We start from the raw sequence: 24676 nt of genomic DNA, 5'->3' as shown, positions 1-24676 counted from the left end.
GCTGGCATTTTTTATATCTTGAATCTGTATCTCTGATTAAATAACACGAGAGAACTGTTGCTGACGTGCCTTTGCTCGTAGGTATTTATCGAAGCTCATACAAATATTACGGATCAACAAACGACCTCGCAGCGTCACACGAATTTCATTATCATCCACTTCCACCAGCTCATCGTTAATAAAGGTCTGAAGTAGCTGCAAATCTTCTTTAAAGTACTGTTCAAACCTCACTTTAAACTCAGACTCAATGGCTTTCTTGTCTAACTTGAAGTTACAAATCAGCTGCTTAATCACTTCGCGACGGAGCAAATCATCGGAGTCCAGAGAGACCCCTTTCCATAGAGCGTGACGAAGTTCGTTGACTTGAGCGTAGTATTTCTTCAGCTCTTTCTGGTTTTGCGCGTACGCATCGCCGATCATCGAGATTGCAGAAACACCAAAGCCAACCAAGTCACATTCACCTTGTGTGGTGTAGCCTTGGAAATTGCGATGCAAAATACCTTCGCGCTGGGCAACAGCAAGTTCATCGTCCGGCAAAGCAAAGTGGTCCATACCGATAAATTGGTAGCCAGCACCGGTCAGTGTCGCGATGGTGTCTTGCAGAATCGCCATCTTCTCTTCTGCCTTTGGCAGGTCTTCGTCTTTAATCTTACGCTGCGCTGCAAATAGCTGTGGCATGTGCGCGTAGTTAAACACGGATAGACGGCCCGGCTGCATCTCTAGCACTTGTTCTAGAGTCTTGGCAAAAGATTCTTTGGTCTGCTTCGGTAAACCGTAAATCAAATCTAGGTTCGTCGAACGAAAGCCTAACTCTTTTGCGCGCGCAACCATCGCAACGATGAACTCTTCATCTTGCTCACGATTCACCAGTTTTTGCACTTCTTTGTTGAAGTCCTGAACACCGATGCTCAAGCGATTGAAGCCTTCACTACGCAGATGATCCAGCATGATCAGCTCGATTTCACGCGGGTCAACCTCGATACTGATTTCAGCATCGCTACTAAAAGTAAACTCTTGGCGTAGCAGGCTCATTACACGCGTGATTTGCTTTTCAGAGAGAAACGTCGGTGTACCACCACCAAAATGCAATTGCGTCACGGTGCGACCAACAAGTAATGCAGCACGTTGACGAATTTCGTGTTCAAGCACGTCGAGGTATTCATCCGCTTTGTGCGAGTGGCGCGTAATGACTTTATTACATCCACAGTAGTAACAAAGCTTGTGACAGAACGGAATGTGTACGTACAGCGATAATGGGCGTTCTGGGTATTGAGTGCATGCCATATCATAATCAGAAATGGTGAACGCTTCATGAAACTCCAGCGCCGTTGGGTACGACGTATAACGAGGCCCGGAATAGTTGTACTTATCCAATACCGCTTGATCCCAGACTATTTGCTGTTTCGATTCAGTGTGTTGATTCGACATGGTGGTACTTTCCGTTAAATGCTAGGGCAACGAAAGCCGTCACCCGATATTCAGAGCCGCTATTTTGCCATACGACGATGACAAGCGTGGCAACGCCGACTGGCTTTTTAAGTATAAAACTAAAGAAGTGCTAGCGTGATCACGATACCCCCATTAGCCATAAGGAGACTATTGGGGGTCGCGCTTAAATCATCTGAATATTGATTTGATTATTCAGTGGCTGGACGTTTTTCTGCAACACTTTGAGCTCCTCAATAATCGCATCAGTGAGGCGGCTTTCCGCTTTATGACGCGTCAAGTTCTGTTGCATACGCTCTTTCTTGGCAAGTTGTTGGCGTTCTTCGCCACGCGCCATATCTTTCACTATGTGGTAAAGCTCAGAAATCGCAGGGTACGTTTTATCGAAATCAACGCGGTCTTCACCTTGTACATAATCCATGATGTTATACACACGGATACTGATTTCAGATAAATCGCACTGCCCTTGAATGCCCGCCTGACACAAGGTATGCACATTCTCAAAAATGTTGGCGTTACGTTTGTCTATCGCCAATTTTTGATGCTTCAGCTGCAATTCCTTTTGCTTTTTCAATTGAAGCAGAAGGTAACCTGCATAAGAAGCGAGTGCGATGATAATCACAACACCAGCAATAGCTAATAAGGTTACATTCATAGCTTAATTATCCTTTATAGTCGTCGAAATTAATGTCGTCGAAATCTGCCAGCAAGTCATCATCGTTGCGCGTGCTTTTCTCAGCAGGTGCAGTGAAGTCTTCCTCTTCTTCAGGTTCCAACAAACCTAGTTGGTCCATTAGCTTCTCAATGCGATCGAGTTTCTCATCGACGAATTTCTGTAGACCTGTGCCCAGGTTTTCACCCGCTTCAATACGGTCTAGCAACACGTTCAATTGCGCGTCATTTTCTAGCATCTCTAGTTCTTGCTCTGCCGACAAACGACGCTCTTGCTTCGTCATTTTCTTCGCAGGTTCAACAATCAGAGGTATTTTCTTTTTGCTGCCTAAGCGCGGGTCGCGATTTTGTGCAGCAGCTTGCTTTTTCTGCTCGTTAACTTCTGAGTTACGGTTACCCGTTTTCAGACCTTTACGCTTTTTAGCACGCTTGCGTAAGCGGCCTTCCACATCAGATTCTGTACGGTTACGAGTTACAACAAACTCAGGTGCACCAGCGGCACCCGGTTTTCTAGATTTTTTACTACGGCTCATTACTGGGGTTTCCTCAGTAAAATTACATCATTACCAATAAATTCGAGTTCGAGCTTATCCCGCTCTGCTAGGAACTGGAACGTGTCACGACTAAAGAACACTACGTGAGTGAGATCGTTCTTATAATGCCATGATTTGAAAGCCTCCACGTCGATGACCATTTTCGTCATCAGGCCTATCCAGCCCCCTGGCTTAACTAAATTCAACCATTGCTTCCACACCAAATCTGGGTGGTAGAGGTGCTCTATCACCTCTGTTGCTGTCATGAAGTCGTACGTTTTTTCTAAAACCGACGTATCAGGGTGGTAGTAGAGATCGTACAACGCCATGTTGTGCCCCGCCTCTTCCAGCATCAAGGAGAGCGTTGGGCCAGGACCACAACCAAAGTCGATACCATTTGATTGTGGAGAAATTCGCTCTGTGATCGGGTCAGCAATACGCGACAAAAAGCGTCGGTAACCCAAATCATCGGGGTTGTTCTCATGCAAATCATAGTGAGCTTTTTCGCTTTCCGCATCCAAACGTTGGTCTGGATTTACGAATACCAAGCTGCACTGCTCACATTGAAGATATTCACGACGCTTATCTTCAAAATAATGGTGAGTGCGCTGATTTTGGCATAAAGGACAGGTATGCATGCTGACTTCCTCAAACAGGGATGCGAAACATACCAGAAAGTGAACTCGGATTGGAGTGTTGTTGAGTATTTTTTCAGCAATTTTTGTTAAAAAACTTTGTTTACAACCTATAAAGCTAAATAAGTGCAGTAATCTCAATTCAAGTTACGGCTGAGCAAGTCAACGGATATAAAAAAAGCGACAGTCAGACTGTCGCTTTCTAAGTGCCATCAATTGGCGAAACTGTGTTGCACACATTTGGTGCACCAATGATCCCTTTGTTTTTAGAGCTTTCCCTGCCAAAAAGAGTTGTTTTTCATCTTCCTGATGAGTTTTGGCTATCCGTTTACTTCCTGTCTACTGAGCAACTTCCTGTGCCTGATCCGTTTCACTGTCTTAACCGTCAGACGAGATGACCATCCTTATCTGATAGGCTCCCTACCTATCTAAATCCCTTTCTAAATCACCAAGCATCCGAGCTACATCCTTGGAGACCTAAACCGTAGTCTTAAATCCTTACATTCACCCCCTGTGAACGACTTCTACTTTACGCCATCCCGTTATGCTCACAAGTAATGGGTTGAAAAAAAATCCGCCTATTTTTCTAAAAAATCAAAATTATCATTTAATCAAAAACTTAAAAACACTAACAAGAAAAAGCCAACATCAAGTATGGCAAATGTCTCACAAACTGCCGAGCCAACTATCGCTTTCGCATCCAAACTCGACTGTGATATCTGTCACGAACAAAAATGCCCTAGTGGATTCACTAGGGCATTTTTGTACAAGTTGCTCGAACGATGTAGGGACATCTACCCAACCAGCTCAAGATGCAGGATCTTGAGCGATTTAGGTATATTAGTGCAGACCGCCAACGTATTTAGACAGCACTTCGATATCTTCGTCTGTCATTTTCTTCGCGATGTCGCGCATCATGGCATTCATATCATTACCACGGTCGCCATCACGGAATTTTTCTAGCTGAGCTTTGATGTAGTCAGCATGCTGACCAGAAATTTTCGGGAAACCTGAAAGCTCAGTACCATTGCCACGAGGACCATGACATGCAATACATGCGGTTAGGCCACGCTCGGCATCACCAGCGGTATAAAGCGTTTTGCCTTTTGCTACTACATCTTCAGGTGTTGAGTTTTCTGAAACTGGTAGCGAAGCGTAGTAAGCAGATAGGTCTGCGATATCTTCATCGCTCAGTGGCATTGCCATACCACTCATTACAGGATCGTAACGACCTTGTTTACCACCACTTGTCATGCCTAGCTTAAGTTCTTTTAACTGCTTCTCAAGATACTTAGCGTGTTGGCCTGCGAGTTTCGGGTACGTTGTTATTGCACTGTTGCCATCTGCTCCGTGACAGGCGACACAGGTTTGTGATTTTGCTTTACCAGCCTCAATATTACCTTGGGCCCATACTGAGCAACTGGCTAAAAGACTCAAAATTAGCGCTAATTTCTTCATGACATTCCATTATAATTATCAAGCTTCCAGTACCACGGAATGTGAACATACCGCGTACACTCATGGTACAATAGGCGACCTTATGCCGAGCACGGTTATTTTACACATTTTCACAAAAAAGTAATCAATCGACTACACAAAGTCGAGATGGAGTTAACAGTGAGCGTAAAAATTCATTACCAAAATACGCATTTCATCACCAGCGCACCCGATATTCGTCACCTGCCGGAAGACGAAGGTGTCGAAATTGCGTTTGCAGGACGCTCAAACGCTGGTAAATCGAGTGCACTTAACCGTCTAACTAATCAAAAAAGCTTAGCCAAGACATCAAAGACACCTGGTCGTACGCAATTAATCAACCTTTTCAAAGTAGAAGAAGGTTGTCACATTGTCGATCTACCTGGATACGGTTTTGCTCAAGTACCGGTAGAGATGAAAAACAAATGGCAGAAATCTTTGGGTGAATACCTACAGAAACGCGAGTGCCTAAAAGGCTTAGTGGTTCTAATGGACATTCGTCATCCAATGAAAGATCTCGACCAACAAATGATTTTCTGGGCCATCGATAGCCACATTCCTGTGCAAGTTTTGCTAACCAAAGCAGATAAACTAAAAAGTGGTGCACGCAAACAAACTCTACTGAAAGTTCGTAAGCAAGTAGAAACTTTCGGTGGTGACGTTTCTGTTGATGTGTTCTCTTCACTGAAAGGATTAGGTGTCGATCAGCTACGTGCAAAACTGGATACCTGGTTTGCACCAGCACTAGCACACCTGATAGAAGAAGACGAACAAGAGATACCAGCGAGCGATGAAGAATAATTAACAATATTTGTTAAATTTCTTCGACACGGCCCTGCCATTTGGTGGGGCTTTTGTTTATCTGAACTAAATAACAGGCAATAAAAATCCCCGCCTTCCTGGCAGGGATAACGGGAGAGAAAAATTGGTAATTATTGTTATGTGACGAAGCATTGCTGAACTGAGATTCGATTTCAATAGGTTAAAAAGCGCTCTTGTTTCCTGTGTATCACCAAACATTCACTCCAAAAACACCCAATAGCGTTACAATTCAGACAGTTAAGCCAAGCAAATCTTCAAAAAGATGTAACTTAGTTTCTTTCAAGAAAAAATAATAGTGTGACTGGCGTAAATTTACAGGATGAATAACGCAATAAATTTGAAGGAAAAATCGAGATTTTGCAGTGACTTAGAAAGGTCAAAAAAGAAGGTTTTTGAAGGCTTACTTTAAGCTACTGATACAAAAGAATAATTTTCTTTCGCCCAATAAAAAACGCCCCAGTCAAAAACTGACTGGGGCGGCTGAATCAGCCTAATCCAATAACGTGAAACAAAAGGTCTGAAAGATAGAACATCTTACCTCTGTACCCTACGAGTATTAATGTACAACAATTGGTCAGAATTGCAAAGAATTTTTGTAGTTTTTTTTCATGAAACTTTTATTAAGCAACATCAAAGTTAACTTTGCGCTAGCTTTTTTAATCTCAAAAAAAAGCCAGCGTTTGTGCGCTGGCTCATAATTAATTGGTTATTTTGGTCTAAAAATGACTAATGAGCTTGATCCCAGTTATCACCATGACCTGCTTCTGCAACCAACGGTACTTTTAGCTCTGCTGCAGATTCCATCAATTTCTGTACTTTACTTTCAATTTCGGACAATGATGACTCTTCAACTTCAAAGACCAATTCATCGTGTACTTGCATTAATAACTTCACACGACCATTGCCTTCTTCCTGAATCCACTGATCAACCAACAGCATCGCTTTCTTAATGATGTCCGCAGCCGTACCTTGCATTGGTGCGTTGATTGCCGCACGTTCAGCAGCTTTACGACGCATCCCGTTGCGCGATTTGATTTCTGGTAAATGCAAACGTCGACCAAAAATCGTTTCAACATACCCTTTATCTGCTGCCGTGCTGCGTGTGTCTTCCATGTACTGCATCACGCCTGGGTAACGTTCAAAGTATGTATCCATGTACGCTTGAGCCTCACCACGAGGAATGCCTAATTGCTTCGCCAAACCAAACGCACTCATGCCGTAAATAAGACCGAAATTAACCGCTTTCGCACGACGACGTTGCTCACTTGAAACGTCTTCAATAGAAACACCCATGATTTCTGCTGCGGTTGCCGCGTGGATATCTTTGCCATCACGGAATGCATCCAACAACGCTTGGTCGCCAGAAAGGTGCGCCATGATGCGTAGTTCGATTTGCGAGTAGTCGACCGCTAAGATTTTATGCCCTGATGGCGCGACAAACGCTTGACGAATACGACGGCCAGCTTCGTTACGAATTGGAATGTTCTGTAAGTTCGGATCAGTAGAAGATAGACGACCCGTTGCAGTCACTGCTTGGTGGTAAGAAGTATGCACACGTCCCGTCGATGGGTTGATCATCTTCGGCAGTTTGTCGGTGTAAGTTGATTTTAGCTTCGCCAAACCACGGTATTCCAAAATCAGTTTTGGTAGCGGGTAGTCTAGCGCGAGTTCTTGCAGAACTTCTTCATTCGTCGATGGTGTGCCTGATGGCGTTTTCTTCACAACCGGTAAACCCATTTTTTCAAATAGGATGGCTTGTAATTGCTTTGGCGAGTTCATATTAAACTCTTGCTCAGCAATTTCGTACGCTTTCTTTTCAAGCTCATCAAGGCGAGCGGTAATCTCGACCGACTGCGCACTCAGCTTCATTTCATCAATAAAGACCCCAGTGCGTTCAATGCGCGAAAGAACTGGCACCAACGGCATTTCAATCTCTTCGTAAACTGTCTTCAGGCTTTCATCCTGCTCGATATTAGCAAACAAGCGATTGTGCAGACGAAGGGTCACATCCGCATCTTCTGCCGCGTATGGCGATGCTTGTTCCAGTTCGATTTGGTTAAACGTAAGCTGATTTTTGCCTTTACCTGCAATTTGCTCAAAAGAAATGCAGCTGTGCTGTAGGAAGCGAAGCGCCAAGCTGTCCATATCGTGTTTACCGCCGACACTGTTGTAGATATACGATTCCAACATCGTGTCGTGCTTGATACCTTTTAGCTCAATGTCGTAACGAGCGAGTACAGACGCATCATACTTTAAGTTTTGACCGACTTTTGCTTTCGCTGCATCTTCAAGAATTGGCTTCAGCTGTTCTAGTACCCAATCACGATCAAGCTGTTCAGGCGCATCTAAATAGTCATGTGCAACTGGCACATAAGCCGCAATACCTTCATCGACAGCGAATGACAAACCAACTAGATTCGCTAGCATGTAATCTAGGTTATCGGTCTCCGTATCAAATGCAAACAGCTCAGCCGTTTGAAGTTTATCTAGCCAAGCATTGAAGGTTTCTTTATCCAGAATTGTTTCATATTGGCTGCGATCGATTGTTACCGCAGAAGTTTCCATCTCGGCTTGAGAAGAAGAAGCTTGTGAAGATCCTGCAAGCTCTACGGCCTCCACAGATCCAGAACCGCCTTCAAGTAGTTCATTCAACCAAGATTTAAACGTCAGTTGGCCATACAGCTTCACTAATTCGTCTTTATTTGGTTCCGCTTTCAGCAATGATTCTGGCGTTTCCTCAAGCTCAACATCCAATTTGATGGTCGCGAGCTCATACGAAAGCATGGCATTTTCTTTGTTGTCGATGAGCTTTTTCGCCATGGTTTTAGAACCACGGAAACCAAGCCCTGCAATATCATCGAGGTTTTCATACAACTTCGTCAGGCCACCAATACCTTGCAGTAGTGCGGTCGCTGTTTTATCACCGACACCCGGTACACCAGGAATGTTATCTACTTTATCGCCCATCAGTGCTAAGTAGTCGATGATCAATTCAGGTGGAATGCCAAACTTTTCAACCACACCTTCACGATCCATTACGACGTTCGTCATGGTGTTGATCAAGGTAATGTTATCATCCACTAGCTGCGCCATGTCTTTATCACCAGTACTGATCAATACAGGCATGCCCTTTTGTGATGCTTGGTATGCTAACGTACCGATGACGTCATCCGCCTCGACGCCAGGAACACAGATCAGCGGCAAACCCATTGCACGAATAACATTGTGTAATGGTTCAATTTGACAACGCAGGTCATCCGGCATTGGCGGACGATTCGCTTTGTATTCTGCATACATATCATCACGAAAGGTTTTTCCCTTTGCATCGAAAACCACCGCGATGCGCTCAGACGCAAACTGACGCATCATGCTGCGTAACATGTTCACGACGCCGTAAACGGCATTAGTTGGAATTTCACCATTGCTCATGGTGCCCGGGTAGGCGTGAAAAGCGCGATATAGGTAAGAAGAGCCGTCGATAAGGATCAACGGATTTTCAGGAATACTTGCCATAATTGTCTGTATCCAATTCAGTACTTGAGAGATCTGCCTAGGATGCCATGACTGCTGATCTGAATCTATCTTGTTCGCTCGATCTAGGTCGCGTAAATTTTTCCGACTTTATTCACGAAAACACCACCTCCTGTGGATAACTCTGTTTATAGAAATTATCCACTGGTTATCCAATAACAAAAAACACAAGAAAGCACCAACCCAAACCATTGATTAATAACAACAAATTCGCATAACGGCGAGAAGATCAACGATCCTAAAATGATCATCGCATGTGGAAAAGATATTAATAGTGACGTCAAATAGAAATCGTAGAAAAGAAAAAAGCGACCCGAATGGGGTCGCCTAGCAGAAGTGGTAAAGCAAATTCTGTAAATAGAGCAGCTTAACCAAGAAGCTATAAATTACACTGGAAGCAATGTGAGCAATGTCGTGTCAAAAAGAATTCGTGCAAGTTCTCGGAAAAATGTTTCATCACTTCTCAACTTTCAGTTAATTAACTTCTGTTAATAAGTCACTCAACGTCCTTGTGAACTTTCCTCATTCCCTAAGACAGGTTTAATAATAATGATTCTCATTTCGTAGTCAACAGTTAAATGAGAAAAAATCTCATTTATTTTCACATTGCTTTAATGAAATGCACTCGAGATTCTCGAAGATTTACTTTTTCTTCAAACTTTTCAATTATATAGCCATTTCTCAACAACAAGCGAAGCATAGCCGGAAACTGGTTTCGAGATTTCACTTTTAATGTGTTGTAGCCTTGTTCTGCCACCCAATCCTCTTGAGCTTCCAAAAGCAGTTGTGCCACGCCTTCATTTCGAGCTTCAGGGACAACACCACCTAACCAGCTATAGAAAACACCATCCTCTAATTCGTAACCTATTTTGAAGCCGACAATCGTGCCATTTTTTTCTGCAACGAGGATTAAACTGTTTTTCTCTTCTAAACGTTGAGTCATGGAGTCTACCGTTTCTCCTTTCGAAAACTCGGTAACACGCGCCACAACTTGAAGTGCTTCTTCCAATGTGCCTTCACGAATCAGCATTGTCATTATTCTCTTCTCCAAAATAAAAATACCCAAGCACCTTGGATTGTTACTGTTGTAATCCGCCTGAGGTTACTTGGGTATATACAGACGAACAACTCTTGTTGGTCTGGTATTTCTCACTGAGCGATAATTACTCTTCTGTCGCTTCCGGAGTACGATTTAGGTGTTGAGCAGTTTGTGCATTCTCTTCTGCCAACCACTCAGCAACGTCTTTCGCAAAGTACGTTAAGATGCCATCTGCACCTGCACGTTTGAAGCACAATAGTGATTCCATCACAATTTCACGCTCTTTGAGCCAGCCATTCATGATCGCCGCTTTATGCATCGCGTACTCGCCAGAGACTTGATAAGCAAATGTCGGTACTTGAAGTTCAGTTTTTACTCGGCGAACTACATCTAAGTATGGCATACCAGGTTTAACCATCACCATGTCCGCACCTTCATTGATGTCTAGCGCCACTTCGTGAATCGCTTCATCAATGTTTGCTGGGTCCATTTGGTAGTTTTTCTTGTTGCCGCCTTTTAGATTTGAAGAAGAGCCAACCGCATCACGGAATGGTCCGTAGTAGTTCGATGCGTACTTAGCCGAGTAAGCCATGATTTGAGTATGAATGTAGCCCGCGTTTTCTAATGCTTCGCGGATCTTACCAATTCGGCCATCCATCATGTCTGAAGGCGCGACTACGTCAGCACCCGCTTCTGCATGAGACAAAGCCTGCTTAACCAATACTTCTGTGGTTTCATCATTCATTACGTAGCCATCTTCATCGATGATGCCGTCTTGGCCATGTGTCGTGAATGGGTCGAGTGCCACGTCTGTGATTACACCAATTTGAGGAATGTGTTCTTTAAGTGCTCGTACTGCTCGCTGAACCAAACCTTCTGGGTTGTAGGCTTCAGTAGCACATAAGCTTTTAGCGTCTTGGTTTACGACAGGGAAAAGCGCGATTGCTGGAACGCCTAGATTTGCAAGGTATTGTGCTTCTTCTAGCATTAAATCAATCGACAAACGCTCTACACCCGGCATGGACTCCACGCTCTCACGACGATCTTTACCCATAAGAATGAACATTGGGTAAATCAGATCATTAACAGAAAGTTGGTTCTCAGCCATCAAACGACGACTAAAATCGTGCTTACGTAAACGACGCATACGGCGTGCAGGGAATGGACCTTGAATTGATACAGACACCATTTTCTCCTTGTCTGGACGGTTATGATGATCAAATCATCTGGTGAACAAAATCATATCACTCTTGATGCATGTTGCGAGTGACAATCTGGAAAAAGGTAATGAAAAAAACTGAAAATGACCCAGCACTCACACTCAAGTATACTTCGAATACGAAACCAACCATGAAGCACAGAGAGTAACGATGATCGATACCCACGCGCACATCTATGCTAGCGAATTTGATAACGACCGCGATGAAGTAGTACAACGCGCCTTAACGCAAGGCATTAATAAAATCCTGTTGCCAAACATCGATCTGGACTCAATTGAGCCCATGCTAAAAACCGAAGCGGCATATCCTGACGTATGCCACTCAATGATGGGGCTGCACCCTTGCTATGTGGATAACAACGTTGAGCAAACGTTGGAGATCATCCGCGGCTGGTTTGAGAAACACCAGTTTATTGCGGTGGGCGAAATCGGTATCGACCTGTATTGGGACAAAACCTATCGTGCTGAGCAAGAAATGGCGTTCGTAGCTCAACTTAACTGGGCAAAAGAGATGGATTTACCGGTCGTTATCCACACTCGTGATTCGATTGAAGAAACACTCACTTTGCTACGACAAGAGCAAGATGGTCGTCTGCGTGGTGTATTCCACTGTTTTGGAGGCAGCTTAGAAGAAGCACAAGCAATCAATGAGCTAGGCTTCCACTTAGGCTTGGGTGGCGTATCAACCTTTAAGAATGGCGGGATGGATAAAGTCATTCCACATTTGGATATGCAGTGGGTCATTTTAGAAACCGACTGTCCATATTTAGCGCCGGTGCCACACCGTGGTAAACGTAATGAACCAGCCTACACTTCTCTCGTTGCACAACGTGTTGCCGACTTGCGTGATGTCGACATCGCAACCATCGATGCCATAACGACTGAGAATGCCAAAAAGCTGTTTAATATTTAATTCACGAGAATTGAAAAAGCGACGAAATCAACGTCGCTTTTTTATCACCTAAACTATTGAATGAACGATTCAACCCGTTGAAATAGTAGAACAATCCATACAAAATTATTGATAAACATAATAATTAACTAGCAACTCTACTTACTTCTCATATCGTCACTTTACTTCGTCCGCTTTGCAAAACTGTCGACAACTCGACACATTATTTTTCTATACTGATTTACGCCCATTAATTAGCACAAATGTAAGACAGCATGAATATGGAAGTTGAAGTGTGTACACATGGTGCTTACTTACAACGCGTACCGCGCAGTTTTTTTCAAAAGCTGCTGGGCATCAAGGAAGTATACGTATGCACAAAATGTGGTTACGTCATGAAAGTTAAGTAATTAGCCCAAGAAAAAACCAACCGCAAAAAAAGCGGCTCAATTGAGCCGCTTTTCACATCTAGATTAGCCTTATTCTTCGGTTTCCGCTTCTACTTCTTCGCTTCGACGAGTATAAAAACGCGCGAAGAACAAACCGACTTCAAACAGTAAACACATCGGAATAGCGAGTAAGGTTTGCGAGATCATGTCTGGTGGCGTTAACACCATACCTACGACAAACGCAGTCACTATAATATAAGGACGTTTCTGTCTTAAATCTTCTGGTGTAGTGGCCCCAGTCCAACACAACAAAATAATCGCAACAGGCACCTCAAATGCGATACCAAACGCCATAAATAGCGCCAGCACAAAGTCGAGATAACTCGAGATATCAGTTGCAAACTCTACTCCACCAAGAGAGATGGCGGTAAAGAAGCCAAACACCAATGGAAATACCACGAAGTAGGCAAATGCCACTCCACAGTAGAACAATAGCGAACTAGAGAACAGCAGTGGCATGATCAATCGACGTTCATGCTTGTACAAACCTGGCGCTACAAATGCCCACACTTGATACAAGATAAACGGCACCGCAATAAATACCGAAGCAATTAACGTCAGCTTAAGTGGCGTAAAAAAAGGTGATGCTACATCCGTAGCAATCATGGTCGCGCCTTCAGGTAGACGTTCTACTAAAGGTGCGGAAACAAACTCGTAAATGTGGTTAGAGAAATAAATTAGTCCGACAAACACGACCAACACTGCGAGGATTGAGCGCAGTAGTCGGTTGCGAAGCTCCAACAAATGACTAATTAAAGGTTGTGTCTGCTCGACGGTAGACATGGCAAACCTCTTATTAAAAACCAGATCAAAAAGGAGCTACCAATCACTAGTAGCTCCTCCTAATGAGACTATTCGGCTTTCTTATCTGCCGCTGTAACCTTGCTCTCTTGCGCTTTCTCTACCTTTTCTGCTGCTGGCTCTGTTTTTACAGGCTCAGCCTCTGAATCGGTGTTCTTTGCGTAAGGACGATTTACAGATTGCGCTGCCTTCTTCAACTCTTCAACTGAAGATTTCAACTCAGGGGACAAATCATCCATCCCCATTTGTTCTGCTTTGCGCAAGTTTTCTTGCAGCTCTTGGACTTTCAGCTCGTGTGACAATTCGTCTTTGACGCTATTTGCCATACTCTTAGCGGCACCGATAAAGCGAGACACGCTGCGAATAGCATGAGGCAAACGCTCCGGCCCAAGAACGACCAGACCAACAACAGATATTAATACCAGTTCCCAAAAACCGATATCAAACACGTTTTACGCCTGCTCTTTGTCTTTTTTCGTTTCAGGAGCAGCTTCTTTTTTCTGCTGCTCTTCTAGACTTTTTGGTTCGAAGTCTGCGTCTTTGTCATTTTTCGCAGGTTCATCTTCGCTCATCGCTTTTTTGAAGCCCTTAACGGCACCACCCAGATCGCCACCGATACCGCGTAGTTTCTTTGTTCCGAATAGCAATACAACAATTACAGCAATGATTAGAAGTTGCCAAACACTGATACCACCCATTCTCTTTACCTCGGGTCTTTAAACAAACAAAAATATTTCAAGAGTTTAACGTCTATTGACGATAAGCTCGCCAACTAAGCAGCCAAAATGTGACACCTGCGATACCGCAGGCCAACGAAAGCTGCTCAAAAGCATCGTTCACCAATATTGCCGAGCATACGACTAAAGTCGCGCCAACGCCAAACAAAAACTTTCCTGTCGCCTGCTGGCGCTTGCTCTGGCGATACCCTTGATAAAGCTGATCCATACGTTGATTCATCGCTTTACCTTGTTTCAGGCTATCGTAAAGTAGCTCTGGCAGTTCAGGTAATTTCTCTGCCCAAAATGGTGCGCGGTCTTTAATCGCATTCACTAGAGCTTGCGGCCCAACTTGATTCATCATCCATTCCTCCAGGAATGGTTTTGCGGTCTCCCACAAATCAAGTTGAGGATATAGCTGCCTACCAAGCCCTTCCACGTACAACAGCGTTTTTTGCAACAGTACAAGCTGTGGCTGAACCTCCATATTGAATCGACGTGCCGTGTTGAACAAATTCAACAACACATGACCAAAGGAGATTTCGCACAATGGCTTAGCAAAAATAGGCTCACACACAATGCGAATCGCGAACTCAAACTCATCGACATTGGTATCCGCAGGCACCCACCCTGAATCCACATGTAACTCCGCCACTCGGCGGTAGTCACGATTGAAAAACGCCAGGAAGTTTTCCGCCAGATAACGCTTGTCTTCGCTATTAAGTGTACCAACGATTCCGCAATCTAGCCCTATCCACATTGGGTTCTCTGGATGTTCGGGTTTGACGAACACATTACCCGGATGCATATCGGCATGGAAAAAGCTGTCTCGGAACACCTGAGTGAAGAACACACTCACACCGCGTTCCGCGAGCAATTTCATATTGGTGCCATTTGCTTTCAAGCCTTCAATATCAGAGACTTGAATGCCATATATTCGCTCAGAAACCATGACAGTTTCATTACTGAAGTCGGGAAAAACTTCAGGAACATACAATTCTTCGCTGCCCTCAAAGTTGCGGCGCAACTGAATGGCATTCGCCGCCTCACGTCGCAAGTCGAGTTCATCAAGCAGGGTTTTCTCGTACTCACGCACGACTTCAACTGGTTTTAAACGACGTGCTTCAGGCATCGCTCCGGCGACTATACGCGCCATTCGGTGCATCAGTTTTAGATCTGAATCAATGACTGGGCGAATATCTGGGCGGATAACCTTTAATACCACTTCTTGGTTAGTGTCTTTTATGCGCGCAGTATGTACTTGAGCAATCGACGCAGACGCCAGTGGTTTGATATCAAACTCGGTAAACCATTTTTCTAACGGACCACCTAATGCTTGCTCCATCTGCTTTTTTGCTAGCTCACCATCAAATGGCGCGACTTGGTCTTGAAGTAAAGCTAGGGGATCAGCGATATGCGGAGGAAATAAGTCACGGCGCGTCGACATCATCTGACCGAACTTAATCCAAACCGGCCCCAGCTCTTGCAGTGCTAAACGCAGACGTTCACCGAGTGGTTTTTCTGGGTGCTTGTTCTTAATCCAAAACAAGCTTTTGCGCAGTAAAAGCGGAGCTTTGGTCAGTTGATGATCGGGAAGCAGCTCATCTAAGCCGTATTCCAGTTGTACTTTGGCGATGTGGTATAAGCGCTTTAGTTCTGCTGGCGTCATGGTTTCTCCAATGCAGGCTTATCTGCATCCAGCTTATTCAGCAAAGCCGTTAAACGAGCTTCAATGCGAGAAGCCTGGCTGCGAACCTCATCAACTTGGTCGCAGAAATAGGCCACTTCTAACGGAGCGGGAGCCAGTTTCCATTCTTCAGTCACTACTTGCGCAAGATGACGCTGGTGTTTTTCTGCTTGAGACGCAAGAAAGTTGCCGATGTTTTTTGAACCTTGCACAAAGGTATGTGCGGCGACATCGCCAGTCACGCGAGACAACCACTCTTCAACATCTGGTTTGCAATCCACCATCAACTGAGAGAATTTCTGCGCCAATTGAATATCGCCTTCGAGTTCAAGTTTATCTTGCTTAATAAGACGAGTGATGTTGGCCTGATCGCGCAGCTCTGGTAACACACTCAAGTTGAGCGATAGATAGCAGTTAGGCTGCCCTTCGTAATGACCGAGCACATCAATTTGCTGACTAAAAACGAATGTCAGTGTTTTATTGATCTCTTTCAGGTGAACTTGAATAACTTGACCTTTTAGACGCGCTAAACGACGGCCCAATGCAGGGTCGTCTTTGATCAGTGTATTCAGTGACGTTTCAATCACAGCGGTGATAAGTGGTTCAAATGGCATGCCGTTAACCCTTAGAATTTATAACCGCGATGCAAAGCCACAATACCACCAGTTAAGTTGTAGTATTTGGTGTTTTCAAAACCTGCGTCTTGCATCATGCCTTCCAGCGTTTCTTGGTCTGGATGCATACGGATTGACTCCGCTAGGTAGCGGTAACTCTCTGAGTCATTCGCAACTAGCTCACCGATTCTCGGCAACAAGTGGAATGAATATGCATCGTATACTTTAGATAACGGCTCTAGCACTGGTTTTGAAAATTCCAACACCAATAGGCGGCCGCCTGGCTTCAGTACGCGGAACATTGAACGAAGCGCTTTGTCTTTGTCAGTCACATTACGCAAACAAAAACTGATGGTGATGACATCAAAATAATCATCTGGGAACGGCAGTTCTTCTGCGTTGGCTTGAACGTAATGCACGTTACCCACAATACCGTTATCACGCAGTTTATCGCGACCAACGTTAAGCATTGAGTTATTGATATCGGCAAGGATGACATGGCCTTCATCGCCAACAATGCGCGAGAATTTCGCCGTCAAATCCCCCGTACCACCACCTAGGTCAAGAATACGCTGGCCAGGGCGAGCGCCACTACAATCGATAGTGAAGCGCTTCCAAAGGCGGTGAATACCACCTGACATCAGGTCATTCATGATGTCGTATTTTGTTGCCACGGAGTGGAATACTTCGGCAACCTTAGTCACTTTTTCGTCTTTTGCCACTGTAGAGAAACCAAAGTGAGTGGTTTCATTCTCTAACGCTGTATTGGATTGCAAACTTGTGTCCGTCATTCTAATTCCTCTTAGGCAGCGCTTTCCTCTACGGGGCGTTTGTTGACAAATAAAATCGCCCACTGCACTGCGGGCGATTAGTTTACTTTATCCTCAGCCGGATGTCTTTCTACTAACGGGTCATTTTCTGAAAATGCATCACTCTGCGCTAACTGCGCGAGGTCGGAAGAAATCGGTCGTTTAATTTCAACTCCCAAGTGTTTAAAGCTTTCGGCTTGGCGAATCACATTTCCGCGCCCTGTGGCAAGCTTGTTCATCGCACCTTGATAGCTTTGATTCGCCTTATCCAGCGCACCGCCGAGCCCCTCCATGTCGTCTACAAACAATCGTAATTTGTCGTAGAGTTTTGTCGCACGCTGCGCAATCATTTTAGCGTTTTCATTTTGGCGTTCATTGCGCCATAGATTATCAATGGTGCGCAGTGCCACCAGCAACGTTGTTGGGCTCACCAAAATGATGTTTTGCTCCATCGCGTCTTTAATCAAGCTCGGATCGGCTTGAATCGCGACTTGGAACGCCGGCTCAACCGGAATAAACATAAGTACATAGTCCAAACTCTGAATACCTTTGAGTTTGTGGTAGTCCTTCATGCTTAACCCTTTGATATGTGCACGTAGAGCAGCTAAGTGCGCATTCAAAGCCTGATCGCGCTCAGCATCAGTTTCGGCGTTGAAGTAGCGCTCATAGGCAACCAACGCCATTTTGGAATCTACAACCACTTGTTTGTTCTGTGGGAGATGAACAATGACATCAGGTTGGTAACGCTTGCCTGCCTCATTTTGTAAGTTCACCTGAGTCTGATATTCGTGCCCTTCACGCAAGCCAGATTCGGCAAGTACCCTAGCGAGCACCACTTCGCCCCAGTTACCTTGCTGTTTGTTGTCCCCTTTCAACGCTTGGGTCAAATTAACCGCTTCGCGCGTCATTTGCTCGTTCAAACGTTGCAGGTTTTTCAGCTCATGCACTAAGGTATGGCGCTCTTTAGCTTCTTGACTAAAGCTGTCATTAACGTGCTTTTTGAACCCTTCTAACTGTTCTCTAAGCGGTGACAACAAGCCTTCTAAACTCTGACGGTTTTGCAAATCGACCTTCGCGGTTTTTTCTTCAAACAGTTGATTGGCCAAGTGCTCAAATTGTTGTTTCAAGCGTGCTTCTGCTTGTTCTAAAATTTGCAGTTTTTCGGCATTAGCTTGGTTAATTTGCTCATGGCGAGCTTGCTGTTCACGCAGCTGCGTTTCTAGACGTGATTTGTGTTCACGCATTTGGCCAAGCTCATCAAAGTATTGCTGGCGCTCTTGCTTTACAGCCTCGAAGTAACGCAGTTTTTCCATTGCTGCCATCAGCTTTCCATGTGTTTGGCGTACTTCAAACGCGGCTTTATCGCGCTCATCATCTAATTCATCCAACTCTTGCTGAGCATCGGCAAGGCTTTGCTTGACCTGTTCAAGTTGCTGTTGATGAAGCTGTTTTTCTGAAACAAGTTGTTGCTCGAGAAGCTGAGTTTGGGTGATAAAACGCTGTTTCACCCACCAACCGGCAGCGACACCACTAAGCGTGGCAGCACAAAGAGAAGAGAGAATGAGAGATTGGTACTCAAGAATCCATTGCATAATAGCGAGTTAGCCTGTGTTTTGTATCTATAACAATGGTATTTAGACACTGGATAAATGTCCAGTTTGTTGGATGAAAAATCCTCGCATACACTAGGCCTTCCTATAATATTCTTTCTTCCGCTCAAATTATCCAAACCGAGCGGCACATCATCACGCAGAGGCATCATGAACGAGCGTCGCGCCCTAGGATTTGGGCTCTCAGCAGTATTACTTTGGTCTACCGTTGCAACCGCATTTAAACTCACGTTGGCAGAATTTACGCCTATTCAAATGCTATGCATTGCCAGCATCGTCTCTGCGATTGCGCTAACAGTAATCTGTGGTGTGCAAGGTAAATTGGGCCAGTTAAGTGCTACATTTTTCTCAAACCCTTGGTATTACCTACTGCTTGGGTTGATTAACCCTTTGGCGTATTACGTTATTCTGTTCAAAGCATATGACTTGCTGCCCGCATCTCAGGCTCAAGCGATCAACTACAGCTGGGCCATCACCTTAACGCTAATGGCCGCTGTTTTCTTAGGACAAAAGATCCGTGGTAAGGACTGGCTGGCTTGCGGTTTTAGTTATGTCGGCGTGATAGTGATTGCCACACAAGGCAATCTTTTAGGCATGGAATTTGAGAGCCCGTTGGGTGTTGGTCTTGCGCTGCTATCAACGCTGCTGTGGGCCGGTTACTGGATTTTAAATACCAAAAATAAGGCCGACCCTGTGGTTGGCGTTCTGCTCGGCTTTTTGGTCGCTATTCCATTCGCCATTGGTTTAAGTCTTTATGAAGGTGCTGACTGGCAGGCAATCTCAGCTAAAGGCTGGGCAGCGGTGACGTATGTCGGACTGTTTGAAATGGGGATCACTTTCGTTTTGTGGCTGAGCGCACTCAAATCAACGCAAAACACCGCGCGTATCAGTAATCTGATCTTTGCTTCTCCATTTATCTCACTCATGTTGTTAGCTACCATCATCGGCGAAGAAATTCACCCTTCAACCTTGATTGGCCTGGTATTGATCATCAGTGGCTTAGTCATTCAGCAAGTCTCATGGGGCAAGAAAACCAAAGCGGTAAACGCTTCTTAATCACCTATCAAAAGCCCTAAAAAACGATGCAATAAGTTGGATAAAAAAGAGATATAGATAACATTTTAATGATAGAAAGCACTTTACGCTGCTAGGATTTAGCTACGCGTTGGATACGATACTCACAAAGCCCAATAGCTTACGCTAGATTCTAATATAATTACCTTTGGGCGATTTAGGACTCGTTATTAATTATGTTTCGCTTCGCTATTCCTTCGCCTTTGATGGCAGACTGGCAACACGTTCTGCGACAATGCTGTGATGTAACTCAAGCTCAGGGACAGCTTTATACTCTGAGCGATACTCAGCAGTGGCTATCGACTGAGGTGTCCACCTCAACCCAAAATCATCGTGCTATCATCGATGTGATAACGCAAGTTGTCGATCACTTTACGCCGACAGATTTTACAGTTAGCCATACCCCCTTTGAAGAGCAAACCTTGAGCATTGGACCGATTTGGCTACCTAATGGCGAATTGCTTGCCGTACTGACACTGACTCACCCTAATGATCAATCAACGGTTGTTTCGGCATGGCTAAGCGCAATGGCGGGGCGGATCAGCTTTGATATCAACTTGCACTGGCAGCAAGAACAAACGCGACATCAAAGCGCGGAAATAAAGCCAACACCAACACTACAAGAGTTTATCGACTGCCTTGAAGACCACGTATGGATAAAAGGCATGGATGGTCTTTATTCGATGACCAATCGAAGCGTAGAAAATGCGTGGCAAAAAACCAACAGTGAAATCATTGGCAAAGACGATTTTGCTCTGTTTAGCCATGAACGTGCGGAAAAATTCATTGATGCCGATAAATTGGTGGTAGCCACGGGCACGCAAAATATTGTTGAAGAATGCCGTCAAATTGATGAAAACAATAACCCCACTTGGCTAGAAACCATTAAGTCTCCTGTCCGTGATCATGCGGGAAACTTAATCGGCATTCTGGGGATGACACGTAACATCACCCGCCGAAAAATGGTAGAAACGCAGCTCTCCTTAGCGTCCCAAATTTTCAACAATTCGCAAGAAGGCATGGTCATTACAGACCGCAATGCCAACATCATTGATGTAAACACGGCTTTTACCCAAATTACAGGTTACCGCTCTGAAGAGGTGATAGGAAAAAACCCACGAATTCTGCGCTCAGGCCATCATGATCAAGGTTTCTATCAACAGTTGTGGCATCAACTCGAAAACAAAGGCCAATGGAAAGGCGAATTCATCAACAGAAAGAAAGATGGCAGCATTTATCCGCAACTAGCGACCATTAGCGCCGTAATGGACGATAAAAACCACCTTATTAACTACATTTGTGTGTTTGAAGATATCTCTGTGCGTAAGGCACACGAAGAAAAGCTGCAGCGCATGGCTTTTTACGATCCATTAACCAATCTACCTAATCGCACCCATTTACTCAGCTTACTCGAACAACACATCGAAACCGGACACAAAAACCAGCAGACGTTTGCCACCCTATTCTTAGATATCGACCATTTCAAACACATCAACGATAGCATGGGCCACTTCTGTGGTGACCAATTGCTGTCTAAGTTAGCGATTCGTCTGCAAGATGTTCTTCACCTCAATGCGCATGTGGCTCGCATTGGCGGCGATGAATTTGTGATTATTTTGCCAGACATCCATAGTGATGTTGCCTTATTGGAAACCGTCGGCGATATTCTAGGCGTATTCCAGCAACCATTCGACTTGGCAAACCACGACTCACTTCGTGTCTCGACCAGTATTGGTATTGCCTTGTACCCAAGAGACGGTCAAGACAGTGAAACCTTACTGAAAAACGCAGACACCGCGATGTACTTAGCGAAGAAAAATGGACGCAACGGCTACGCGTTTTACTCACCGGATTTGACCGATAAATCCGTATCCCATGTACGCATTCAATCCGCTTTGCATCAAGCAATAGAAAAACAACAACTCCGGTTAGAATTCCAACCGCAATACAACTTGGAACAAAATTCGATTGTCGGCGTGGAAGCTTTATTACGCTGGCAGCATCCAGAGTTTGGCCTTGTACCACCAGCAGACTTTATTCCAATTGCAGAAAAAACAGGGCTGATTCAAAGCATTGGTGAGTGGGTGTTACAACAAGCTTGTTTGCAAGGTAATGCTTGGCTGGACCAAGGCATCGAGTTTGGCAAAATCGCCGTAAATGTTTCTGCGTTGCAGCTTCAGCAGTCAAATTTCATTCAGCGATTAAGTACTATCCTCGATAACACCGGATACCCTGCCCAACGGTTAGATTTGGAGATCACAGAGAGCTTTTTACTGATCGACCCTCAACAAGCCATTGCATCGTTAAATCAATTACGAGAACTGGGTATTGAGATTTCTCTGGATGACTTTGGAACTGGCTATTCGTCTTTGTCTTACTTGAAAGGTTTGCCAATCAACAAACTGAAAATTGACCGCTCATTTGTCAGTGATGTCCCAAGTAATAGCGACAGCAACGCGATTGTGAATGCCATTATTGCCATGGGAAAAACGCTGTCGTTGAAAGTCGTCGCGGAAGGGATAGAAACTCGGGAACAAGCCGATTACTTATTCGAAAAAGGCTGTATTTATGGTCAGGGATATTTATTTAGTCAGCCAGTGAGCGCTGGAAAACTGTTTCGTTGAACCAGCTTGACCCTCAAGTCACTCTCGCGGTGCCACGTCCGCGGAGGTGATTTGCTTTGCTTGATTTTGGGTTGATTGGCATAGCTCTAGACGATCAACCAAAATATTGATACAAACCAGCAACGGCACACCGATCAATAGTCCCATTCCGCCCCAAAGCCAGCCCCAAAAAACAAGCCAAACAAAAATCACTAACGGGTTTAAGTTAAACCTTTTCCCCAATAGTGTTGGTGTAACAAACTGACTTTCAATCAAATTGAGCAGTAAATAGATAGACACCACCGTCAGCATAAAACTGACCGACTCCAACTGAAGATAAGCAACAAAGCCAAAGCTCACCATGGATATGACAGGGCCGAGGTACGGCGCAAAATTCATCACGCCTGCAAATGCGCCCCATAGAAATGGATCTTCAAGGCCTAGAACAAAAAACACGGCCCCGACACTCAACCCCAGCCCAGCATTCACTAAAGTGATGGTGCCAATGTATCGAGATAGGTCTTTCTGTAGCGCTTTGACCAACTCAATCGCTTGGCGCTGTTTGGCGAACCCATGTAAGTAAGACACTGACTTTCGAAATAAGCTTCGTCCATGATTGAGCATAAAGTAAACCATAAACAGCACGATCATCGCTTGTGTCAAAATCGTCGGCGTAGTGGTCGCGAGCGTTTTTACCAAAGAAAAGACGGTGTTGTTCCCGACCTCATCCATACTCATATCATTGGCGATATTCAATGGAGTATTAAGGTGATCAGCCGAAGCTTTAGTAACTTCGCTTACTTCTTGCGACACATTTTTCACGATACTGGGCAGCTCAGACCACCATTGCTTGGCGGGCTCCGACATGGCGGCAAGACCAATAATTGAGGCGCCAACGAGGAATGACAGCGTCAACACGACGGTAATAGCACGTGGTAAACCTTTGTCTTCAAGATAATTAATGAAAGGGCTGCACAGCAGAGAAATAAAGGTGCTAAGCACAGCAGAGAAATAAAGGTGCTAAGCACAATAGGTAACAATATTGGCTTGGCAAAATACAGCCCTGGGACGAGTAACAGGACGAGAAGCGTTGCACCAATCGCAGTGTTGGCAGGAATGTTCAATTTCGCTGTCATAATAAGCTCAGAATCGGTAAGAAAATTTTGCGGTGAAATCCGCTATTAGAGTGGTTCGCCCTCTGTCGTCGCAGCGTTGCTTACTTGTGTTGCTGCATTTCCTCCATTTTGCTCCGCATCTGACTCATCCAGAGAAGCTGCCGCGACCGGCTTTGTGAGCGAATCGGTAATATCAGACACGCTGCTAACCAATAGCCCCATTGACGAAATAGAAGAAGTCAGTCGAGACAATCGACCTGCTTTTGCTGCGGTAACGGCAACGACAGCACTAATGCCTAATGTCGTCCAAGGGTTTTCTCTCACAAACTTCTTGGTGGTAAACGTGAACATTTCCATCGACAAACAGCATTGCTCTAGAGACGCTTTACCTTCCATCCGCTTGATCCGCATGGCTCGATTGAGCTTTTGTAGCGAGCGCATCCCACCCCTCCTGTAATTGTTCTGTCGTATTTTTGAATCCAAGAAATCCAACTAAACGCTTCTGCCACCAGGCTAAAGCAAATAATGCCAAGCCTAATGATGTGATAAATACACCCACGGCAACATACACGTTGGCAGTTAACTGATAAGCCACCACCCCAGAGGCAAGGCACAAACTGAATACGAACAATACCGACAATAGAGTAAAAACAACGGTACACAGCAAAATCTGACGCACTGCGGACACGTTAACTTTCATCTCCAAGAGGAACAAATCCAACGTTGAACCTGACCATACTTTTAGCGATTTCGTCAGTTGGTCCAATTGCGCAAGAATGCTGCTCAAACCATTAATGGTTTGTTGGATATCCTGTTCTTCTGCCCCATCAGGGGCTCGGCCGCTGTCTGAAGCCGCCGAGCCTGATTGCTGATTGGTAACTTGCCCTGAGTTATTCATGTGAAGCCTCGCCTTTCTGTTGTGTGGCTTAATCC

21 protein-coding genes and 1 pseudogene are annotated in these 24676 nt (G+C 44.8%); 4 read left to right on the top strand and 18 right to left on the bottom strand.

Going from position 1 to position 24676, the window contains the following annotated elements; translation table 11 throughout:
• Nucleotides 1–36: 36 nt before the first annotated feature.
• From hemN to NL643_RS10345, 5 genes are all read right to left on the bottom strand, one after another.
• Entirely contained in the window at nt 37–1428 is a 1392-nt protein-coding gene (gene hemN, locus NL643_RS10365) for an oxygen-independent coproporphyrinogen III oxidase (protein ID WP_033905898.1), read from the bottom strand.
• A 184-nt stretch (nt 1429–1612) separates the two neighbouring features.
• Nucleotides 1613–2101, bottom strand: coding sequence for a DUF2489 domain-containing protein (locus tag NL643_RS10360; protein ID WP_005379254.1), 489 nt, complete (start codon nt 2099–2101; stop codon nt 1613–1615).
• A 7-nt stretch (nt 2102–2108) separates the two neighbouring features.
• The gene (yihI, locus tag NL643_RS10355; RefSeq protein ID WP_005379252.1) at nt 2109–2651 is read right to left on the bottom strand and encodes a Der GTPase-activating protein YihI; all 543 of its coding nucleotides are present in this window, start codon (nt 2649–2651) and stop codon (nt 2109–2111) included.
• Nucleotides 2651–3289: a class I SAM-dependent methyltransferase gene (locus NL643_RS10350; protein WP_005379250.1), complete on the bottom strand. Its 639-nt coding sequence runs from the start codon at nt 3287–3289 to the stop codon at nt 2651–2653. The genes yihI and NL643_RS10350 overlap by 1 nt, the downstream gene beginning before the upstream one ends.
• A gap of 837 nt (nt 3290–4126) precedes the next feature.
• Nucleotides 4127–4744, bottom strand: coding sequence for a cytochrome c (locus NL643_RS10345; protein WP_005379248.1), 618 nt, complete (start codon nt 4742–4744; stop codon nt 4127–4129).
• A gap of 159 nt (nt 4745–4903) precedes the next feature.
• Between NL643_RS10345 and yihA the strand changes: the two genes are divergently transcribed.
• Nucleotides 4904–5563 (top strand): ribosome biogenesis GTP-binding protein YihA/YsxC, encoded by a 660-nt coding sequence (yihA, locus tag NL643_RS10340; RefSeq protein WP_017635019.1) that lies wholly within the window; start codon nt 4904–4906, stop codon nt 5561–5563.
• Between the two features lie 747 nt (nt 5564–6310).
• Here yihA and polA read toward each other — a convergent pair.
• From polA to hemB, 3 genes are all read right to left on the bottom strand, one after another.
• Complete coding sequence (gene polA / locus NL643_RS10335; protein WP_005379246.1) at nt 6311–9097, bottom strand: DNA polymerase I; 2787 nt, start codon at nt 9095–9097, stop codon at nt 6311–6313.
• A 619-nt stretch (nt 9098–9716) separates the two neighbouring features.
• Nucleotides 9717–10151 (bottom strand): GNAT family N-acetyltransferase, encoded by a 435-nt coding sequence (locus tag NL643_RS10330; protein ID WP_005379245.1) that lies wholly within the window; start codon nt 10149–10151, stop codon nt 9717–9719.
• A gap of 127 nt (nt 10152–10278) precedes the next feature.
• On the bottom strand, nt 10279–11340 hold the full coding sequence (hemB, locus tag NL643_RS10325) for a porphobilinogen synthase (protein WP_031777176.1): 1062 nt from the start codon (nt 11338–11340) through the stop codon (nt 10279–10281).
• A 184-nt stretch (nt 11341–11524) separates the two neighbouring features.
• On the opposite strand from hemB, the gene NL643_RS10320 reads away from it, so the two are divergent.
• Complete coding sequence (locus NL643_RS10320) at nt 11525–12286, top strand: TatD family hydrolase (RefSeq protein ID WP_033905897.1); 762 nt, start codon at nt 11525–11527, stop codon at nt 12284–12286.
• Nucleotides 12287–12744: 458 nt separating this feature from the next.
• Here NL643_RS10320 and tatC read toward each other — a convergent pair whose 3' ends face one another.
• The 7 genes from tatC to rmuC all read right to left on the bottom strand — a co-directional run bounded on the left by tatC (nt 12745) and on the right by rmuC (nt 18933).
• Complete coding sequence (gene tatC / locus NL643_RS10315) at nt 12745–13497, bottom strand: twin-arginine translocase subunit TatC (RefSeq protein ID WP_033905893.1); 753 nt, start codon at nt 13495–13497, stop codon at nt 12745–12747.
• A gap of 68 nt (nt 13498–13565) precedes the next feature.
• Nucleotides 13566–13964, bottom strand: coding sequence for a Sec-independent protein translocase protein TatB (gene tatB, locus NL643_RS10310; protein ID WP_033905892.1), 399 nt, complete (start codon nt 13962–13964; stop codon nt 13566–13568).
• Nucleotides 13965–13967: 3 nt separating this feature from the next.
• Nucleotides 13968–14213, bottom strand: a complete 246-nt coding sequence (gene tatA / locus NL643_RS10305) for a Sec-independent protein translocase subunit TatA (RefSeq protein WP_005382958.1) — start codon at nt 14211–14213, stop codon at nt 13968–13970.
• 52 nt (nt 14214–14265) lie between these two features.
• Entirely contained in the window at nt 14266–15900 is a 1635-nt protein-coding gene (gene ubiB, locus NL643_RS10300; RefSeq protein ID WP_005379226.1) for a ubiquinone biosynthesis regulatory protein kinase UbiB, read from the bottom strand.
• Nucleotides 15897–16532 (bottom strand): SCP2 domain-containing protein, encoded by a 636-nt coding sequence (locus tag NL643_RS10295; RefSeq protein WP_005379213.1) that lies wholly within the window; start codon nt 16530–16532, stop codon nt 15897–15899. The genes ubiB and NL643_RS10295 overlap by 4 nt, the downstream gene beginning before the upstream one ends.
• 11 nt (nt 16533–16543) lie before the next feature.
• Nucleotides 16544–17323, bottom strand: coding sequence for a bifunctional demethylmenaquinone methyltransferase/2-methoxy-6-polyprenyl-1,4-benzoquinol methylase UbiE (gene ubiE / locus NL643_RS10290; protein WP_005379210.1), 780 nt, complete (start codon nt 17321–17323; stop codon nt 16544–16546).
• 77 nt (nt 17324–17400) lie between these two features.
• On the bottom strand, nt 17401–18933 hold the full coding sequence (rmuC, locus tag NL643_RS10285; RefSeq protein ID WP_005379209.1) for a DNA recombination protein RmuC: 1533 nt from the start codon (nt 18931–18933) through the stop codon (nt 17401–17403).
• Between the two features lie 168 nt (nt 18934–19101).
• Here rmuC and NL643_RS10280 point away from each other — a divergent pair, with 168 nt between their 5' ends.
• Both NL643_RS10280 and NL643_RS10275 read left to right on the top strand, forming a co-directional pair.
• Nucleotides 19102–20007: a DMT family transporter gene (locus NL643_RS10280; RefSeq protein WP_064368891.1), complete on the top strand. Its 906-nt coding sequence runs from the start codon at nt 19102–19104 to the stop codon at nt 20005–20007.
• 194 nt (nt 20008–20201) lie between these two features.
• Nucleotides 20202–22649 carry an EAL domain-containing protein gene (locus NL643_RS10275; RefSeq protein WP_085570072.1) on the top strand — a complete coding sequence of 816 codons (2448 nt, stop codon included), beginning with the start codon at nt 20202–20204 and terminating at the stop codon, nt 22647–22649.
• A gap of 18 nt (nt 22650–22667) precedes the next feature.
• Here NL643_RS10275 and NL643_RS10270 read toward each other — a convergent pair.
• The 3 genes and pseudogenes from NL643_RS10270 to NL643_RS10260 form a co-directional block, all read right to left on the bottom strand.
• Nucleotides 22668–23764, bottom strand: a pseudogene (locus tag NL643_RS10270) (AI-2E family transporter).
• Nucleotides 23765–23809: 45 nt separating this feature from the next.
• Nucleotides 23810–24139 carry a hypothetical protein gene (locus tag NL643_RS10265; protein WP_253644374.1) on the bottom strand — a complete coding sequence of 110 codons (330 nt, stop codon included), beginning with the start codon at nt 24137–24139 and terminating at the stop codon, nt 23810–23812.
• Nucleotides 24129–24641, bottom strand: coding sequence for a hypothetical protein (locus NL643_RS10260; protein ID WP_033905884.1), 513 nt, complete (start codon nt 24639–24641; stop codon nt 24129–24131). The genes NL643_RS10265 and NL643_RS10260 overlap by 11 nt, the downstream gene beginning before the upstream one ends.
• Nucleotides 24642–24676: the final 35 nt, after the last annotated feature.

The organism is Vibrio sp. Y42_MX_L11, from assembly GCF_024181785.1.
In the GTDB taxonomy this organism is placed as follows: Bacteria; Pseudomonadota; Gammaproteobacteria; order Enterobacterales; family Vibrionaceae; genus Vibrio; species Vibrio diabolicus.
Note: the sequence above shows the minus strand (reverse complement) of the source record. Positions and strands in the feature narration are given on the sequence as shown.

What these genes read in the sequence shown, in the direction of transcription:
- NL643_RS10320 (WP_033905897.1), top strand. Translation starts at nt 11,525, where the DNA reads ATGATCGATACCCACGCGCACATCTATGCTAGCGAATTTGATAACGAC.
- tatA (WP_005382958.1), bottom strand. Translation starts at nt 14,213, where the DNA reads ATGGGTGGTATCAGTGTTTGGCAACTTCTAATCATTGCTGTAATTGTT.
- ubiB (WP_005379226.1), bottom strand. Translation starts at nt 15,900, where the DNA reads ATGACGCCAGCAGAACTAAAGCGCTTATACCACATCGCCAAAGTACAA.
- yihI (WP_005379252.1), bottom strand. Translation starts at nt 2,651, where the DNA reads ATGAGCCGTAGTAAAAAATCTAGAAAACCGGGTGCCGCTGGTGCACCT.
- NL643_RS10295 (WP_005379213.1), bottom strand. Translation starts at nt 16,532, where the DNA reads ATGCCATTTGAACCACTTATCACCGCTGTGATTGAAACGTCACTGAAT.
- NL643_RS10360 (WP_005379254.1), bottom strand. Translation starts at nt 2,101, where the DNA reads ATGAATGTAACCTTATTAGCTATTGCTGGTGTTGTGATTATCATCGCA.
- rmuC (WP_005379209.1), bottom strand. Translation starts at nt 18,933, where the DNA reads ATGCAATGGATTCTTGAGTACCAATCTCTCATTCTCTCTTCTCTTTGT.
- NL643_RS10280 (WP_064368891.1), top strand. Translation starts at nt 19,102, where the DNA reads ATGAACGAGCGTCGCGCCCTAGGATTTGGGCTCTCAGCAGTATTACTT.
- NL643_RS10345 (WP_005379248.1), bottom strand. Translation starts at nt 4,744, where the DNA reads ATGAAGAAATTAGCGCTAATTTTGAGTCTTTTAGCCAGTTGCTCAGTA.
- hemN (WP_033905898.1), bottom strand. Translation starts at nt 1,428, where the DNA reads ATGTCGAATCAACACACTGAATCGAAACAGCAAATAGTCTGGGATCAA.
- polA (WP_005379246.1), bottom strand. Translation starts at nt 9,097, where the DNA reads ATGGCAAGTATTCCTGAAAATCCGTTGATCCTTATCGACGGCTCTTCT.
- NL643_RS10260 (WP_033905884.1), bottom strand. Translation starts at nt 24,641, where the DNA reads ATGAATAACTCAGGGCAAGTTACCAATCAGCAATCAGGCTCGGCGGCT.
- NL643_RS10350 (WP_005379250.1), bottom strand. Translation starts at nt 3,289, where the DNA reads ATGCATACCTGTCCTTTATGCCAAAATCAGCGCACTCACCATTATTTT.
- NL643_RS10265 (WP_253644374.1), bottom strand. Translation starts at nt 24,139, where the DNA reads ATGGAAGGTAAAGCGTCTCTAGAGCAATGCTGTTTGTCGATGGAAATG.
- tatC (WP_033905893.1), bottom strand. Translation starts at nt 13,497, where the DNA reads ATGTCTACCGTCGAGCAGACACAACCTTTAATTAGTCATTTGTTGGAG.
- NL643_RS10275 (WP_085570072.1), top strand. Translation starts at nt 20,202, where the DNA reads ATGTTTCGCTTCGCTATTCCTTCGCCTTTGATGGCAGACTGGCAACAC.
- NL643_RS10330 (WP_005379245.1), bottom strand. Translation starts at nt 10,151, where the DNA reads ATGACAATGCTGATTCGTGAAGGCACATTGGAAGAAGCACTTCAAGTT.
- ubiE (WP_005379210.1), bottom strand. Translation starts at nt 17,323, where the DNA reads ATGACGGACACAAGTTTGCAATCCAATACAGCGTTAGAGAATGAAACC.